This is a genomic window from Streptomyces sp. NPDC054841, from assembly GCF_053611045.1.
In genome coordinates this window covers 1-16,561 of the sequence record NZ_JBSGZO010000168.1, presented here as the reverse complement: position 1 = coordinate 16,561, position 16,561 = coordinate 1, and the positions used below count along the sequence as shown (strand labels likewise).

Annotated in this window: 13 protein-coding genes, 1 tRNA gene and 1 riboswitch; of the genes, 6 read left to right on the top strand and 8 right to left on the bottom strand. The window is 71.8% G+C overall.

What is annotated here, in order from left to right; genetic code table 11:
* Positions 1–480: 480 nt before the first annotated feature.
* A complete protein-coding gene (locus tag ACWGI8_RS22330; RefSeq protein ID WP_453663295.1) occupies positions 481–2,616 on the bottom strand; it encodes an asparagine synthase-related protein in 2,136 nt (711 codons plus the stop codon).
* A 777-nt stretch (positions 2,617–3,393) separates the two neighbouring features.
* Between ACWGI8_RS22330 and ACWGI8_RS22325 the strand changes: the two genes are divergently transcribed.
* The 4 genes from ACWGI8_RS22325 to ACWGI8_RS22310 all read left to right on the top strand — a co-directional run bounded on the left by ACWGI8_RS22325 (position 3,394) and on the right by ACWGI8_RS22310 (position 8,712).
* Positions 3,394–4,866, top strand: coding sequence for an MFS transporter (locus ACWGI8_RS22325; protein WP_453663293.1), 1,473 nt, complete (start codon positions 3,394–3,396; stop codon positions 4,864–4,866).
* Between the two features lie 145 nt (positions 4,867–5,011).
* Positions 5,012–6,217: an L-2-hydroxyglutarate oxidase gene (lhgO, locus tag ACWGI8_RS22320; protein WP_453663291.1), complete on the top strand. Its 1,206-nt coding sequence runs from the start codon at positions 5,012–5,014 to the stop codon at positions 6,215–6,217.
* Between the two features lie 187 nt (positions 6,218–6,404).
* Positions 6,405–7,208, top strand: a complete 804-nt coding sequence (trmB, locus tag ACWGI8_RS22315; RefSeq protein WP_453663290.1) for a tRNA (guanosine(46)-N7)-methyltransferase TrmB — start codon at positions 6,405–6,407, stop codon at positions 7,206–7,208.
* Positions 7,209–7,383: 175 nt separating this feature from the next.
* The gene (locus ACWGI8_RS22310) at positions 7,384–8,712 is read left to right on the top strand and encodes a PrsW family intramembrane metalloprotease (RefSeq protein ID WP_453663289.1); all 1,329 of its coding nucleotides are present in this window, start codon (positions 7,384–7,386) and stop codon (positions 8,710–8,712) included.
* A 350-nt stretch (positions 8,713–9,062) separates the two neighbouring features.
* Here ACWGI8_RS22310 and ACWGI8_RS22305 read toward each other — a convergent pair whose 3' ends face one another.
* The 7 genes from ACWGI8_RS22305 to ACWGI8_RS22275 all read right to left on the bottom strand — a co-directional run bounded on the left by ACWGI8_RS22305 (position 9,063) and on the right by ACWGI8_RS22275 (position 15,410).
* Positions 9,063–10,133 carry a M23 family metallopeptidase gene (locus ACWGI8_RS22305; RefSeq protein WP_453663288.1) on the bottom strand — a complete coding sequence of 357 codons (1,071 nt, stop codon included), beginning with the start codon at positions 10,131–10,133 and terminating at the stop codon, positions 9,063–9,065.
* A gap of 11 nt (positions 10,134–10,144) precedes the next feature.
* Positions 10,145–10,280: riboswitch (cyclic di-AMP (ydaO/yuaA leader) on the bottom strand.
* Positions 10,281–10,529: 249 nt separating this feature from the next.
* Positions 10,530–11,618: a PP2C family protein-serine/threonine phosphatase gene (locus ACWGI8_RS22300; protein ID WP_453663297.1), complete on the bottom strand. Its 1,089-nt coding sequence runs from the start codon at positions 11,616–11,618 to the stop codon at positions 10,530–10,532.
* A 299-nt stretch (positions 11,619–11,917) separates the two neighbouring features.
* On the bottom strand, positions 11,918–12,667 hold the full coding sequence (locus ACWGI8_RS22295) for a MerR family transcriptional regulator (protein ID WP_453663287.1): 750 nt from the start codon (positions 12,665–12,667) through the stop codon (positions 11,918–11,920).
* 202 nt (positions 12,668–12,869) lie between these two features.
* Positions 12,870–12,943, bottom strand: a tRNA-Met gene (locus ACWGI8_RS22290).
* Between the two features lie 92 nt (positions 12,944–13,035).
* On the bottom strand, positions 13,036–14,319 hold the full coding sequence (locus tag ACWGI8_RS22285; protein ID WP_453663285.1) for a hypothetical protein: 1,284 nt from the start codon (positions 14,317–14,319) through the stop codon (positions 13,036–13,038).
* A 319-nt stretch (positions 14,320–14,638) separates the two neighbouring features.
* The gene (locus ACWGI8_RS22280) at positions 14,639–14,839 is read right to left on the bottom strand and encodes a DUF5988 family protein (protein ID WP_453663284.1); all 201 of its coding nucleotides are present in this window, start codon (positions 14,837–14,839) and stop codon (positions 14,639–14,641) included.
* 76 nt (positions 14,840–14,915) lie between these two features.
* Positions 14,916–15,410, bottom strand: a complete 495-nt coding sequence (locus ACWGI8_RS22275) for an FBP domain-containing protein (protein WP_453663283.1) — start codon at positions 15,408–15,410, stop codon at positions 14,916–14,918.
* 75 nt (positions 15,411–15,485) lie between these two features.
* Between ACWGI8_RS22275 and ACWGI8_RS22270 the strand changes: the two genes are divergently transcribed.
* Positions 15,486–16,100 (top strand): TetR/AcrR family transcriptional regulator, encoded by a 615-nt coding sequence (locus tag ACWGI8_RS22270; protein ID WP_453663281.1) that lies wholly within the window; start codon positions 15,486–15,488, stop codon positions 16,098–16,100.
* Between the two features lie 25 nt (positions 16,101–16,125).
* Positions 16,126–16,464 (top strand): hypothetical protein, encoded by a 339-nt coding sequence (locus ACWGI8_RS22265; protein WP_453663279.1) that lies wholly within the window; start codon positions 16,126–16,128, stop codon positions 16,462–16,464.
* Positions 16,465–16,561 lie beyond the last annotated feature (97 nt).

Genomic DNA, 16,561 nt, shown 5'->3' with positions numbered 1-16,561 from the left:
ATACGCCCAGTATGAGGACGACCCTCCGCCTTGCGATGCACCGCATCTGACGCCGCGCGCTGATCCACCGGGGATTACGGGACAGCCCTTAGCCGCACCCGACCGACGACCAAAGCCGAACCGGAACCCACCACCCACGACCCGCAGTCGGGCGACGGCCCGGGGCGGGGCCGTGCAGGGTCGGCCCCGCAGGGGTGGCATCGTGCCGGGGCACATAGGTCCCGGGCCGGATGCCGCCCCGAGGAGTCGAGCCCGGAGGGGCCCAGCCCCACCCCCCACCGGCAGCAGCCGCACCGAGCCCGTCCGGCGATTGAGGACGGACACACCGGGTCACCCGCGGTACCGGGCGCCCCAAGCCCGTCCGGCACTTGAGGACGGACACACCGGCCACGCCCACGGCAGAGGGCACACCGTCACCCCACACCCCGCCGGAAGCGCACCGCACCCCCGCCGGAGGCACCCCGCACCCCCCGGAAGGGCCTACGCCTGCAACGTCCGCCTCGGCGGCACCCCCGCCGCCACCGCCCGCTGCCGCGGCGCCGCCGTCCCCGTCCAGCATGTGCCCCGCCGCGCCAGCAGCCGCCGGAGCCAGAGCTCCGTGGAGACCAGATCCGCGAGGCCGTCCAGCGGGACCGGCTCGCCCTCCGACGCCGCCCGCAGGGCCTTGCGGACGACTCGCGCCTCCACCAGCCCCGCGTCGGCGAGCAGCGGCGTGTCGAACAGCCCGATCAGCTCCGGCAGGGAGACCCGCAGGCCCGCCCGCGTCGCGGCCGTCGACGCCGCATGGGACGGCGCGCCCCAGCCCGGCGGCAGATCGTGGATGCCCGCGCCCGCGAGCACGGCGCGCAGGACCTCGGCCCGTGCCCCGGGCTGCACCCGGAGCGCCTCGGGCAGATCGCGCGCGGCCCGTACGACCTGGTTGTCGAGGAACGGCGCGTGCAGCCGCTGGCTGCGCACCTCCGCGGCCTGCTCCAGCACCCGGTGATCCGCGGCGTGCCTCGCGAGCGCGGCGCGTGCCCGCGCCTCCCCCGGACGCTGCACCGACGTCGGCCGCGTCGCCGCCTCCTGCAGGCGAACCGATACTTCAGCGAGCGCCTCGCCCGTGAGCCATCGCGCCGCCGGTCCCGGCCGGGACCACGTGAGGGCCGCCAGGGACGCACCGAGGGGCCCGTTCACCGCTGTCGCGGCACGGTTCGCCTCCGGCAGGCGGGCCGCCGCCGACTCGAGCCCGGTCCGGTACGGCGTACGGGCGAGCCGCCGCGCCGCCCGGTAGACCGTCAGGGGGACGAGGAGCGAGCCCGCGGACGGACCGGACGCGCGGGCCAGCGCCGAGAAGGGACGGAGCAGCGGCCGCCGCCGGCGGTCCATCAGCAGGTCCGCGAGCCGCGCCGGATGCGCGTCCAGCACCTGGCGGGCACCCAGCCCCGTGAAGTGGTCGGCGCTGCCGGACGCCAGCCGCCTCCTGTTGCGTTCGGCCTCGACGAGCGAGGGGCCGGGCTCATCGGTCAGCGGTCCTTCGAGGCCGGCGTACGGCAGTGCGTCCTCGCCCGCCGCGACGACCACGTGGTGCAGCCTCGGGTTCGCGGCGATGGCCCGAGCACGCTCCATCTCGGCCTCCCGGCCCTGCGGCGTGGCCAAGTCGTTGAAGGTCACGGCCAGCAGCCGCTCCCCGGCGCCCGTGCCGTGGCCGAGTATCGTGCCGGGCACCCCGGGCAGCCCGGCGGCGAGCAGCGCGAGGGTCCCGGAAGCGACGCCTCCGGAGAGGTCCGCGCCGATGCCGGGAGCGGGCGCGCCCCGTGCCGCGCGCCGTTCCGCCGGGCCCATCCCGGGCACGGGCCCGGGGTCGGGCGGCAGTGTCTCGGGCGCGTGCCGGGGCGCGGTGAGTCTCGCGCGTACGGCGTCGACGAGCGCGTCCCGCATCGCGTCCACCGCCCGGCGCGTGTCGAGTTGGGGCGCGGCGACGGCGAGCGAGGCGACCGGCTCGTACCCGGCGATCTCGCGTGAGCCTTCACGCAGGATCAGCGCGTGGCCGGGCGGGATCCGCTTGACCCCCGCGTACGGGGTGGAGTCGCGCAGCGCCTCGGGGGTTTCCGGGCAGGCGAGCAGCGCGGCGAGGTGCCCGATGTCGAGCTGGGCCTCGATGAGGTCGGCCAGGGGCAGCGCGGCCGTGGCGTACGCCGTGCCGTTGGCCCAGGGCGTGTAGAAGACGGGCCGCGCGCCGGCCAGGTCACCGGCGATGGTGATCCGGCGGCCGACCTGGACGACCGCGGTATAGCTGCCGGCCCAGGCGGTGAGATGGCGCAGCGCCCCGCCGCGCGCCGCGAAGAGCCCGACGCGCAGCTCCTCGTCGCCGGCGGCGCAACAGCCCAGTACGGCAAGGCGGGTGACGGGGGTCCCCCCGGCTGAGCCAGGGGGAGGGTCGACGGTGACGACGCGGATCTCGTCGGGCCGCCAGTCGCCGACGGCCCAGAGCGGATCGGGATCTCCCCACAGGAGCTGTGCGCCGACGGGGTGAACAGTGCGGCTCGCTTCGCCGGGATCGGAGGACCGGGTACCCACGGCGCCCGCCGTGCCGAAGCTTGCGGCAATACTGCTCCACCCCACCAGCCACCGCATCGCGCCTCCACAGCCTGTGGACAACCCTCGGCACACCTGATTCGGCACACCCGATGAAGACATGCTGCCACGACAACAGCGCACAGGAGGGGCTCCGGGTCGCGCGCGCAAAAAGTGAACGCGCCCCTGGCATTGGCCATTTGCCGACGGTCGGCATTACCCCCGACATGCGGCCTCGATCCGGCCTCGCAGCAACCCGCCGACCGACTGCGAACCGACCGCGCACAGACCGCGAACCGATCGCGGTGCCGCCGGCAAACCCCGGAAGCCGCCCGACGGAAGGGCGACATTCAGCCAATCTCCGGGCATCACGGAACCGGACATCCGTACAGACACCCGCACAGACGCACAGTCCGGGAGGCGCTGTTCACCTCCCGGACCGGTCCGCCGCCCGCGGGGATTGAGACGGCGGTGTCCCCCAGCCCACTGGATCCCTAGCCAGCGGGCCGACCCACGCAGCACTCATGCAAGCGCTCCCGTTCCGGCCGGACGAGAGCGCACGGGCGGGCGCACGGCCACACACCCGGAGCACGCCCCAGCGGCCCTCCGTCCGTCGAACACACAACAATCTCGCCATACGGAACACCGCCTCTTAACGGTCGGGATGCGGCGAACTACCCTGTGTGTCACTGCTGTTCTCCGCGGGGGGTGCATATTCCGAGGGGCTCGGCCACGCGCTCTTGCGGCCGGGATTCGTGGGGTTGTCCTACGGGGAGAAAGCAGCACGAACGCCGGACACGGACGCCCGGCGGCCGTCTGTGTGTCGAGGGGTGGCGCATGTCCAGGGAGCAACGCGGGCCGAACGAAAAGCTCGGCACCGTTCTCGCCCTCGCGGGAATCAGCAACGCCGGTCTCGCCCGGCGGGTCAACGACCTCGGAGCGCAGCGCGGTCTGACCCTTCGCTACGACAAGACGTCGGTGGCCAGGTGGGTGTCGAAGGGCATGGTGCCGCAGGGCGCCGCGCCCCATCTCATCGCCGCCGCCATCGGGCAGAAGCTGGGCCGCCCGGTGCCGCTGCACGAGATCGGGCTCGCGGACGCCGATCCGGCCCCCGAGGTCGGGCTCGCCTTCCCGCGCGATGTGGGCGAGGCGGTGAAGTCGGCCACCGAGCTGTACCGGCTGGATCTGGCGGGCCGGCGGGCCGGCGGCGGCGGGATCTGGCAGTCGCTCGCGGGCTCCTTCGCGGTGAGCGCGTACGCGACGCCCGCGTCCCGCTGGCTGATAACCCCGGCCGACTCGTCGGTGGAGCGAACCTTCGAAGGCACTGCAGGCTCAGCAGGCGGGGCGGGCGCGGAAGGCACGGAAGGCACGGACGTCCCCGAGGACGGCCATGTCCGCGTGGGCCACAGCGACGTCGCCAAGCTGCGCGAGGCGGCGGAGGACGCCCGGCGCTGGGACTCCAAGTACGGCGGCGGCGACTGGCGTTCGTCGATGGTCCCGGAGTGCTTACGGGTCGACGCGGCGCCGCTGCTGCTCGGTTCGTACTCGGACGAGGTCGGCCGGGCACTGTTCGGCGCGACCGCGGAGCTGACCCGGCTGGCGGGCTGGATGGCCTTCGACACGGGCCAGCAGGAGGCGGCACAGCGGTACTACATCCAGGCGCTGCGGCTCGCGCGGGCCGCCGCAGACGTACCGCTCGGCGGCTATGTCCTGGCCTCCATGTCGCTGCAGGCCACGTACCGGGGCTTCGCCGACGAGGGCGTGGACCTGGCGCAGGCGGCCGTGGAGCGCAACCGCGGGCTGGCCACCGCCCGGACGATGAGCTTCTTCCGGCTGGTGGAGGCGAGGGCGCACGCGAAGGCGAGCGACGCGGCCGCGGCCGGAGCGGCGCTGAGGGCCGCGGAGGCGTGGCTGGAGCGTTCCCGGGAGGGCGACGCGGACCCGTCCTGGCTGGGCTTCTACTCGTACGACCGGTTCGCGGCCGACGCCGCCGAGTGCTACCGGGACCTGAAGGCGCCGCGGCAGGTGCGGCGCTTCACGGAGCAGGCGCTGTCCCGGCCGACGGAGGAGTTCGTCCGCTCGCACGGGCTGCGCCTGGTGGTGAGCGCCGTGGCCGAACTGGAGTCGGGAAACCTGGACGCGGCCTGCGCGGCGGGCACCCGGGCGGTGGAGGTCGCGGGCCGGATTTCGTCCGCGCGTACGACGGAGTACGTACGGGATCTGCTGCACCGGCTGGAGCCGTACGGGGACGAGCCGCGAGTGGCGGAGCTTCGGGAGCGGGCCAGGCCGCTGCTGATGGCTCCGGCGTGAGCCGTACGACTCACGTGAGGCGTGTCCCACCTGGTTTAACGCGATTGTCGGTGGGCCAGTGCATCATCGGGGGGTCGGGCCGCGGCGCGGCCGCGATCAGGTGCCGCGCCACGTGGGACGGCGCAGCCTGGGTGGGAGGTGTGTGATGACGGCGGCGTACGACTGCGACGTGCTGGTGATCGGTGGCGGGATCGTCGGCCTCTCGACGGCGTATGCCCTGACGCGCGCGGCGCCGGGCACCTCCGTGGTGGTGCTGGAGAAGGAGTCGGGCCCCGCCCGGCACCAGACCGGCCGGAACAGCGGAGTGATCCACAGCGGGATCTACTACCGGCCGGGGTCGCTGAAGGCACGTTTCGCCGTGCGCGGGGCTGCGGAGATGGTCAAGTTCTGCGCGGAGTACGGAATTGCGCATGAGGTCACCGGCAAGCTGATCGTCGCCACCGGGCGCGAGGAGTTGCCCCGGCTGCACGCCCTGGTCCAGCGCGGCAGGGAGAACGGGATCCCGGTGCGCGAGCTGGGCCCGGCGCAGATCACGGAGTACGAGCCGCAGGTGCGGGGACTCGCGGCGATCCAGGTCGGGACGACCGGGGTGTGCGACTTCGGTGCGGTCGCGGCGCAGCTCGCGGAGGCCTCCGGCGCATCGGGCGCGGAGATCCTTTACGGCGAGGAGGTTCGGGCGGTCGACCGGCGGCCCTGGGGTGTCGCGGTCCGTACGGCCTCCGGGAGGATCGTCCGCGCCCGGGCCATGGTGAACTGCGCGGGGCTGCATTGCGACCGGGTGGCGCAGCTGGCGGGCGACGAGCCGGGCATGCGGATCGTCCCGTTCCGTGGTGAGTACTACGAGCTGGCGCGCCCCGAGCTGGTGCGTGGCCTGGTGTACCCGGTGCCGGATCCGGCATTCCCCTTCCTTGGGGTCCACCTCACCCGGGGCATCGAGGGCGGCGTCCACGTGGGACCGAACGCGGTCCCGGCCCTGGCCCGCGAGGGCTACGACTGGTCCACGGTCCACCCGCGCGAGCTCGCGGCCACGCTGAGCTGGCCCGGCTCCTGGAGCATCGCCCGCCGCCACTGGCGCTACGGCGCGGGCGAACTGCACCGCTCCCTCTCCAAGAGCGCCTTCACCACGGCGGTCCGCCGGCTCCTGCCCGCCGTCACGGAGGACGATCTGCGGCCGACGGCCGCGGGGGTGCGGGCCCAGGCGGTGCTCCGGGACGGCACCCTCGTGGACGACTTCCTGATCAAGGAGGCCCGCCGCACGGTCCACGTACTGAACGCGCCCTCCCCGGCGGCGACGGCGTCCCTCCCGATCGGCCGCGAGGTGGCGAAGCGAGTGTTGGCGCACATCACGTGAGGGCGGGCCCGGACCGGATGGGCTCATTCTGAGCCCCGCTGGGGTCTCCCCGTGCCCGCAGGGCACAGGGGGGAGACTGAGGTACGGGGTACGGGGTCCGGGGGGCGGTGGCGCGAGGTCCGGGGGGCGGCAGCGCGGGGTCCGGGCGGGGCCCCGGTCACGGCCCGCGCCGTACAATCGGGGCATTGTGTCTGAGTTCGAGAACGTCACCACCGAAGGCCCCCATGTCAGCGACGCGCGCGTCGTCATCACCCGGGCCAAGGGCGAGCCGCGGTTTCCCGGCGGGCCCGCCGCCGATCCGGCCGGGTCGCACCACGAGCGACGGATCCGCAGCTTCCAGCCGCGCAGGAGCCGGGTGACCGCGGGGCAGGGCGATGCGCTGCTGCGGCTGTGGCCCACGTGGGGGCTGGACATCGACGGACTGCGCGTCCTCGACCTCGACGAGATGTTCGACGGGCTGCCGGTCGTCCTGGAGATCGGCTTCGGGATGGGCGAGGCGACCGCGCAGATGGCCGCGGCGGACCCCGGCACCGGCATCCTCGCCGTCGACGTGCACACGCCGGGCCAGGGCAATCTGCTCGGGCTCGCGGAGCGTACGGGTCTGACCAACGTCCGCGTGGCCAACGGTGACGCGATCATCCTGCTCCGCGAGATGCTCACGCCGGACGCGCTCGACGGGCTGCGGGTCTACTTCCCGGACCCCTGGCCCAAGAAGCGCCACCACAAGCGCCGGCTGATCCAGCCCGAATTCCTCACCCTCGCGGCGAGCCGGATGAAGCCGGGCTCGGTCCTGCACTGCGCGACCGACTGGGAGCCGTACGCCGAGCAGATGCTCGAGGTCCTCACCGCTCACCCGGACTTCGAGAACACCCAGGCGGACGGCGGCTACGCGCCCCGCCCCGCCTTCCGCCCGCTGACCCGCTTCGAGGGCCAGGGCCTCGACAAGGGCCATGTGGTGCACGATCTGCTCTTCCGCCGCCGGAGCCGGTGACACCCACGGCCGGCAGCTCCACAACGGCCTGGCTCCCGACCGCCGGTAACACCGCGACGTTCAAGGCCCCGACCGCCGGTAACACCGCAATGATCAAGGTCCCGACCGCCGCTGCCACCGCCCGGGGCCGATAACACCATCGCGCGCTGTCAGTGCCCCTCGTTAGGGTCATCGGGTGTCCGACTGGTCCCCGCAGCCGCATCTGGCCGCTCGCCCGGCCGTCCCGGCCTGCGACGAACAGCCGCTGTTCGACGCCGTACCCGAGCGTGCGCGCTGGCGCTACAAGCCGCGCCGCGACTTCTGGCGCAGCAAGACCGTACGCGCCGGGACCCTGATCACCCTGCTCGCGCTGTCCGGTCTGGTCATCCTCGCGCTGGTCCGCGAACAGACCGGCACCGAGGGCTTTCTGGTCGGCCTCGGCCTCGCCGTGCTGCCCGTCCCGCTGCTGATGGCGGCGTTCCGCTGGCTGGACCGGGTCGAGCCGGGCCCGTGGCGGAATCTCCTCTTCGCCTTCGCCTGGGGCGCCTGCGCGGCTGCCCTTGTCGCGATCATCGCGAACTCGTTCGCGACCCAGTGGATAGCCACCGCGACCGCCGATCCGTCGCACGCGGACACGATCGGCGCGACCGTCATCGCCCCGGTCGTGGAGGAGAGCGCCAAGGCGGCCGCCGTGCTGCTCCTCTTCCTCTTCCGCAGACGGGACTTCACCGGCATCGTCGACGGCGTCGTCGTCGCCGGCTTCACCGCGACCGGCTTCGCCTTCACCGAGAACATCCTGTATCTCGGCAACGCCTTCGGTGAGGACCAGGCGTTCGGCACGTCCGGCTTCGCGTCCGTCACCGCCGCGACCTTCTTCGTACGGATCGTGATGTCGCCGTTCGCGCATCCGCTGTTCACGGTGCTGACGGGCATCGGGTTCGGCCTCGCGGCGATCACGGCCCGGCGCCGGAGGTTCCGCAGGACCGTGTTGCCGCTGCTCGGTCTCACCCTCGCGATGGGCATGCACGCGCTGTGGAACGGCTCGGCGAGGTTCGGCCCGTTCGGGTTCTACGCCGTGTACGCGGCGTTCATGGTGCCGGCGTTCGGGCTGCTGACCTGGCTGGCGATCTGGACCCGGCAGCGCGAGCTGCGTACGGTCGCGGCCGAGCTGCCCGCGTACGCGGCGGCCGGCTGGCTCGCCCCTGCCGAGCCGCTCGCCCTGTCCTCCATGCGAGCGCGCACGGTGGCCCGCGACATGGCCGGCCGTACCCAGGGCCCGGCGGCCGCCCGCGCCGTCTCCGAGTACGAGGCCTTCGCGACCTCGCTGGCCTTCCTGCGCCACCGGGCCCAGCGCGGCGCGGGGGGCCCGGACTTCGTCGCCCGCGAGCAGGAGCTGCTCCATCATCTCTGGCAGCGCAGGAGCGTCGCGGGCCCGGCCCTCACGTACGCGGCCCGCGCGACGGGCCAGGTGTGGCAGCCACCGCCGTATCTGGACTACGACGGCTACAACCCGTACCGGAGGTAGCGGAGAACGCGGATCGCCGCGGCGTCGCGGACCGCACCGCGGCACGAAAAACCGGCAGCCCAGGCGTCGGGGGGGTGCGCCAGAGCTGCCGGTGACTCGAGTACGAACCCGGCGGACCAGGACCATGGCCCAGTCCGGGCCCAGGCCCGGACAGGTCCTCCTAGGCCCAGTCCGGGCGGACAGGACCTAGTGTCGTGGCCGGAACGGTTCACCGGCTCGCGACGCCCTGCACGGCACCTCGCTGCGTTGTCGCATCACCCAAGTACGCCCAGTACGAGGGCGATACTCCGCCTTGCGATGCACCGCACCGGACGCCGCGAGCTTCCCGGCAAACCTTTCCGGCCACGGCACTAGACGGAGAGCCCCTTGTCGCGCAGCCACGCCATCGGGTCGATGCCGTCGCCGCCCGGGGTGTGCACCTCCAGGTGCAGATGCGGTCCGGTGACATTGCCGGTCGCGCCGACGCGCCCGATGGTCTCGCCCGTCCCGACGGTCTGCCCCACGCCGACGGTCATCGACGACAGGTGGCAGTACCAGACCTCGGTGCCGTCCTCGAGCTCCAGCACGATGCGGTAGCCGTACGACCCGGACCAGCCCGCCGACTTGACGGTGCCTCCGTGCACGGCCTTCGCCGGCGTGCCCGTGGGCGCCGCGAAGTCGAGGCCGGTGTGGTAGCCGGAGGACCACATCGAACCGGCCTGGCCGAAGGTCGAGGTGATCGTGTACGAGGACGTCGGCAGGGAGTAGCTCGCGGCGAGCTTGGCGAGCCGCTCGGCCTCCGCCTTGCGCGCGGCCTCCTCCTCGGCCAGCCGCTTCGCCTCGGCGGCCTTGGCGGCCGCGGCCTCGGCGGCGGTCTCGGCCGCGGTCTGCTGCGCCTTCGCCTCCGCCGCGGCCTTCTCGGCGGCGGCCTTCTCCGCGGCTGCCTTCGCCTCGGCCTCGACCTCGGCCTGCTGCTGCTCCGCCTGCTGGAGGATCCGGGCACGCAGGGCCTCGCCCGCGTCACCGGCGCCCTGTCCGTCGTCCGCGGCCGTGTCGGCGACGGAGAAGGCGGTGAGCGGTGCGTTGTTCCGGCTCTCCGAGTCGGAGTCGTCCGAGGAGAGGAGGGAGCCCACGCCGGGAAGCGAATCCGCGTCCGGGAGGTGGTCCGTGATGGCGTCGGGGAGGGATATGGAGACCGGCGGCTTGTTCTGCGCGGTGGCCATGCCGCCCGCGCCGACCGCGGCGATGACGCCGACTCCGAGAACGGTGGAGCTCCGGGCGAGTCCGTTGCGCTGCTTGACGACGCGATGCCTGCCACGGACCGGACGGACCGATTCCTCGGTCGGGTTCCATTCCTCCGCCCCGGTGGCCGGGGCCCACTCGTTGGTGGGGACCCACTCGCTGGTGGGAGGTTCCTGGAGGGCAGGCTCGTTGGACGCCACGGAGGCGTTCTCCTTTCCTTCCTTATCGCCTACCGGGTTAGCTGACGGGTTCGGAGCAGGAAGGTCTCCTACGAGCACTGCGAAGTGCCCGATTCACCCCAATAGGTGGTTCCCCGGTTCCCTTGCGGGATTCGGCGCGTGCGCACGGTGCCGTCTCTTGCGACGACTGTGACGACCGCGCTGCGTTATCGAACGTTAATAGACACGGGGGGCGGATTCCAAGCTCTTCCCAGTGATCGTTAGCGACATTGGCCTGGACTTTTCAGGCACAACAGCACCGAATCGGGCGAGTTGACTGCCCCTCAATCCGGTCAGCCCTTCTGACGGTGAGTCAAATGTTATGCGGAGGGCTGTGTTTCGATTACGGTCCGTGGCGCTGCGTTCCCAGCGTTCCGTTCACGGAACCACCGGCATCGTCCTGCGCCGCTCCGGCTGCCGTTCCCCGGGCCTGGTGACCGCCAACAGCGCCATGTCGTCCGTCGACGCGCCGCCCGTATGCCGCTGTACGTCGGCGACGACCGCGTCCAGCAGCTCCTCCGGTCCGGAAAAGATCCGGCCGCCCAGCCGCTCGCCCGGATCGTAGAAGACGCCGTGCGCGTCACGCGCCTCGGTCAGCCCGTCCGTGTAGAGCAGGAGCGTGGCACCGGCCGCGTACCGGGTCTCGTACGCCCGGTCCGGCGAGGCCCCCAGATCCCCCATGCCCAGCGGCAGCGAGATCTCGGGCGGCTCCAGCATGCCCAGCGTGCCGTCCGCGGTCAGCAGGAGCGGCGGGGGGTGGCCCCGGTTGAGGATCCGGACCGCTCCGTCCTCGTGGGGGATCTCGGCGAGCACGGCGGTGGTGAAGCCCTCGAACGCGTCGAGCCCGGAACGCATGCCCTCCCGGGCGAGCGCCCGCTCCAGCCGCTGTGCCACCCCCTCCAGCGAGGACTCCTGCTCGGCGGCCTCCCGGAACGCCCCGAGGATCACGGCCACCGCTTCGACGGCGTCCAGCCCCTTCCCCCGTACGTCCCCGACGACCAGCCGCACCCCGTACGGAGTGTCCTGCGCGGCGAACAGGTCCCCGCCGATGAACGCGTCCTCCTGCGCCGCCTCGTACCGCGCGGCGATCTGCAGCCCGCCGATCCGGTCGGCCGGCGTGGGCAGCACGGCCCGCTGCGCGGCCTCCGCGATGACGCGCGCGGAAGCGAGGCGCTCGCCGCTGCGGCGTACGACCTGGTTGATGAAGAGAGCCAGCACGGAGACCGTGAACACGGTCAGCAGCTCCGTCACGGCCGGGATGTCGGAGACGGTGCCGTTGTACGCATGCAGCCCGGCCACCGCCGCGACGGCGGCGACTCCCGTCAGCAGGGTGAACAGCGCCGAGAAGAAGGGGGCGGCGACCAGCGGTGCCGCGGCGAAGAGCGGCGACGCGGTGTACGACTCCGGGGTGCCCAGGTCGAAGAAGATCCCGCCCACGATCAGCAGGAAGGGCAGCACCCGGACCATCCTGCGGCCACCGTCCCGCCGCTGTCCGTTGTCGCCTTCTCGCTGCCCCACCAGTGGTCTCCTGCCAGGTCCGCCCACGGCTGCGGACGGTACCGCGCCCCATTCAGGCTGGCCGGAGCCGCGCCGCTCAGCGACTCACCATCGGCCAACCGGACCAGTCAGGACCAGCCAGGACCGGCAAGAACCGGCAAGAACCAGCCGGTGCCCATCAGGGCCGGCCGGAACCAGTCCGGGCTGATCGGCCACCAGGGGGCCCTCCTGGTGACCGGCTCCCGTCCGACCGTCGGACGGGAGGCGCCTCAGTCGTCGCTGAGGTTGCGCTCCGCGTACACCTTCATCGCGTCACGGACGAACACAGCCGTCCCCTCCCCGTGCCGGTCGTAGTTCGCCGTGAAGCGCGGGTCGGCGACGTACATCTCGCCGAGCCCGATGACGTACGACCTGGTCGGGGCGGTCGTCACCGACAGCCATTCGCACTGCCGCTGCGCGATCGCCTGTGCTTCGTCGCTGTCGGGCGCCAGTCCGTCCTTCAGAGCCTGCCCGAAGTCACGGGCGATCGCGACCTGACGGTCCTGGAACGCCTTCTTCTCCTTGGCGCTCAGCGAACGCCACCAGCGGTCGCCCTTCTCGTACGCCTCGCGGCCCCAGCGTTCGGTGACCTCCTGCTCGTACTGCGTGTGGTCGAAGCCGTCGAAGACTTCTTCCGCCATGAGTTCCTCTCCTTTCTCCGTCCGGTCGAGAGTGGTCCGTACCGAGGCGATCTGCCGCCCGATGCGCTCCCGCTCCTGCTCCAGCAGCCTCAGATGCGTCCGCAGGGCGGCGGCCGTGTCCCGCTGGCCTTCCAGGACCTGCGCGATCGCCGGCAGCCCGAGGCCCAGCTCGCGCAGCAGCAGAATCCGCTGCAACCGGACGAGGGTGTCCTGGTCGTAATAGCGGTAACCGTTGCTGCCGATCCGGCTCGGTGCGAGCAGCCCCAGCTCTCCGTAATGCCTGAGCGTGCGGCTCGTCGTACCGGCTTTCCTGGCAATCTCCTGGATCGACCACTCCATGACCTTCACGCTAGAACTTGACGTTACGTAAAGGTCAAGCGAGAGCGAGCCGGGTCTCACAGAGGGGCAGGGGAGCCGGCGCGAGCGGGCGTGTGAGGGCGAGGGTGGGCGCGAGTGCAGGCGAGTGGACGCAAAGGTCCGCCCGGGTACGCGAAAACACCGAAGGCCCGGGACCATGTGGTCCCGGGCCTTCGGCCTTCAGTAGCGGGGACAGGATTTGAACCTGCGACCTCTGGGTTATGAGCCCAGCGAGCTACCGAGCTGCTCCACCCCGCGTCGGTGAACACCACCTTACGCCATGCGGAGCAAGATCCAATCCATTTTCCCCGCCGGGCTCGTCAGAAGCCCGTCCGAGCCGAGGTCGCGGCTCAGCGACGGCGCAGCCGAAGCGCGGTGAGCGCACCGCCCGCGGCGAGCAGCACGGCGGCGGCACCGGCCGCGTACCAGGTGGTGCTGGACGAGCCGGTACGGGCGAGGGCGCCGGTCGTCGTGGCGGTACCACCGGACGTGCCGGACGTGCCGGAGGTGGCGGACGTGGTGGTGACCGCGGCGGACGAGGAGGCCGACGAGGTCGACGAGGGGCCGGCCGACGCGGAGGGGGTGGCCGTTGCCGACGGCTCGGTGGACGGCGACGGAGTCGCGGACGGCTTGGTGCCGCCCTTCGCCACCTTCAGCGGGAGCTCGGCGTCGGCGCCCGCGAGCGGGTAGGTGTTGCCGACGACCAGGTGCGTGCTCGCACGCAGGCCCACGGTCGTGTCCTTGCTGACGCCGTTCAGGTCCTTCACGGTCAGGCGCAGCTTGTAGGTGTGCGTGGCGCCGTTACCGAAGCCGCCGTCGAGGACCGGCAGACCCCAGGTGTTCTCGCTCGTCTGCTTCGGCCGCACCCACTGGCCGTACTCGTAGACCTTGACCTCCACCTTCGGGAGCACGGTGTCCTGGCCGACGAGCTCGAACGAGGTGCCGAGCCCGTAGTCGTATACGCCCGCGCCCTTGGAGTGCAGGGAGAGGTCGATCTCGGTCGTCTTGTTCAGCTGGAGCACGTCGTCCTTGCCGACGCCGAACTTCGCCTCCAGCGAGCCGCCCTTGCCCTCGGGGTCCACGTCGAACGTCACGTTCCCGGCGCTCGCGTCCTGCACCTTGTCGGGGCCGGCGTCGAACATCACCTTGAGGTCACCGTTGATCGACGGGTAGTCCTTGCTGAGGGCGACCGTCACCTTCCAGCTCAGTTCGCCCTTGGCGGGGATCTTGAACGCGGTGGCGGGTCCCTTGCCGGCCGGGTAGAAGGCGCCCACCATCGACTGGTCCTGGGACCCGGAGCCGGAGTCGGTGTCCGGCGCGGAGAGCTCCTCGACGTCGAACTTCACCTGCTTCGCGTTGATCGGTGCCGGCCCCTCCGCCGAGGCGAAGACGGAACCCCAGTAGTCCTGCGGCTTGTCCGACGCGTTCTTCACGGTGAACGTGAACGACTTGCCCGCGCCCCCGCGGGTCAGCGCACCCGCGGGCTGCGGCAGACCGGAGGAGAACGTCAGCGGCGCGGCGCTGGAATCCACCGGAGCGGCGTAGGCGGTGAACGGCACGAGCGTGGCGCCGATGGCGGCCGCGGCGGTGACGGTGGTGGCGGCGACGAGGCGGCGGGACAGGCGTGCGGACATGGTGGACTCCCCCCAAGGAATCTGTAGGGCCGCGCTGCCGGTGGATGGCCGGACGGCGGACGGCGAAAGGCACTGCGGAAGGCACTGCGGAAGGCACTGCAGAAGGCACTGCGACGAGACGAGAGAATCGCCGCGGCACGTCCGGTTCTGAACGGGATTCACGCCCCGTTCGCTTCCCCTGTCCGGCGGGCGGCGATGTGCTTATCTTCGCCGCTCAAGATTGCCTGGACCATCGCGGAACTGTCACCGGCGTGCAACAGACACCGCCAGGGCGGCAGTCCACCTGTCCCACCCTGGCCGAGCCCCTGCTGACCGGCGGCTATTCAGCGACCTCGGTCCGCTCCCACCACTCGTACACGGTGAGCCGCCCCTCCGGGCTGTCCTCGTGCCGTGTCGTGGCCTTGAAGTGCTCGTAACCGCCGCGGTGCGGAATCTTCAGCTCCTGGCCAGGCGGGGTGATCGGCACGATCTTTCCCTGCAGATCGTCCGGGCCGCCCTCCAGGAGTGCCTTGGTAGCCATACCTCCAGTTTTCCCACCCGTCGCACGACCCCGCACCCCCGGAGCCCCATTCAGCTCATCCGGAGACCTGGTCCAGTCATCCGGAGACCTGGTCCAGGAAGCCGAAGAGGTTGTTCCGGGTGCGCTCGATCTGCTCGTCCACCGTGAGGGACTCCTGGAAGCGGCCTCCGGGCACCGGGACCTTGATCCCCCGTACGTAGAGGGAGCAGGCGAGGTCGGTGCACATGTACGCCCCGACGGAATTGCCCTCGCGGCCTGCCCGGCCCGCCTTGCGGGCCGTCATCAGGGAGACGCCGTCCCCGGGATGGGTGGTCAGGCACAGGGAGCACATGCTGCGGTGCAGGTATCCCCGCTGCCGGGACGGGAAGCGGAGCGAGACACCGACGGGCCGGCCGTCGCGTTCGGCGACGAGGTAGCTGCGATCGGGGGCGGAGGGGTCGCGCCACCCGAGGAAGTCCAGATCGCCCCAGGGCCGCTCGGCGAGGTCGCGGGGCAGGGTGAGGCGCAGGGCCTCCCCCTTCGAACAGTTGACGAACGAGGCGCGGATGTCCTGCTCAGTGAGTGCCTTCATGTTCGTGACGCTACGATTGCCTAGAGGTATTAGGCAATTGATTAAGTTCCCTAGGTTGATGGACGGAGATGGCGTATGGCTCGTGCCGGACTCAACACCGAGCGCGTGGTCACGGCCGCGGCGGATCTCGCCGACGAGGCCGGGTTCGAGAACGTGACGGTGTCCGCGCTGGCCCGGCACTTCGGCGTCAAGGACGCGAGCCTCTACTCGCACGTGAAGAGCGTGTCGGACCTGCGGACCCGGGTCGCCCTCCTCGCCACCCGCGACTTCGCCGACCGCATCTCGGCGGCGGTCGCGGGCCGGGCGGGCAAGGACGCCCTGACCGCGTTCGCCGGCGCGTACCGGACGTTCGTACTGGAGCACCCCGGGCGCTACCAGGCGACGCAGCTGCCGCTCGACCCGGAGGTCGCCGCCGACTCGTCCGCGCACCTGCGCATCATCGAGTCCACCTACGCGATGATGCGCGCCTACCGGCTCTCCGAGCCGGACCTGACCGACGCCGTACGACTGCTGCGCAGCACCTTCCACGGTTACAGCAGCCTGGAGGCGAGCGGGGGGTTCCGGGCCGACCGTGACGTACAGGCGTCATGGGACCGGACGATCGAGGCACTCCACGTCCTGCTGGAGCACTGGCCGTCGTCCGCCGGCGGCGACAAAGCTTCGTCGCCGTCGTGCCACGATGATCCTTGATCATCACGTACATCCTGGGGGAACGATGCGCCGCAACACCCTTGCCGTCGCCATGACCGCCGTCGCTGCCACTGCTGCCGCCACCGCCTTGCTGACCGCCTGCGGCAGTGGCCCCGAGCCCGATCCCGCCGCCTGCAAGAAGGCTCTCACGGCTCAGCTGGAGAAGTCCGCGACGACGACAGCCGGACGGCCGGCAGCCTGCGACGGCCTCGACGACAGAACCTTCGAACGCGTCACCGGCGACGCCCGGTCCGACCACCGCGAACACGAAAAGGCGGTCGACGACATCGAGGGCTCCATCGCCGACACCCAGAAGGAAGCCGACGAGGCGAACGCGGGCACGGCCGGCACAACGAGCCCGTGAGCCGGGCCGGGTGGCGTACATAGCCTCCCTGGCACTCGATCCGTACCGCCGCCAATAGCCATGACACGACGCGCCACCTGCCTGATCCCTCACGGGG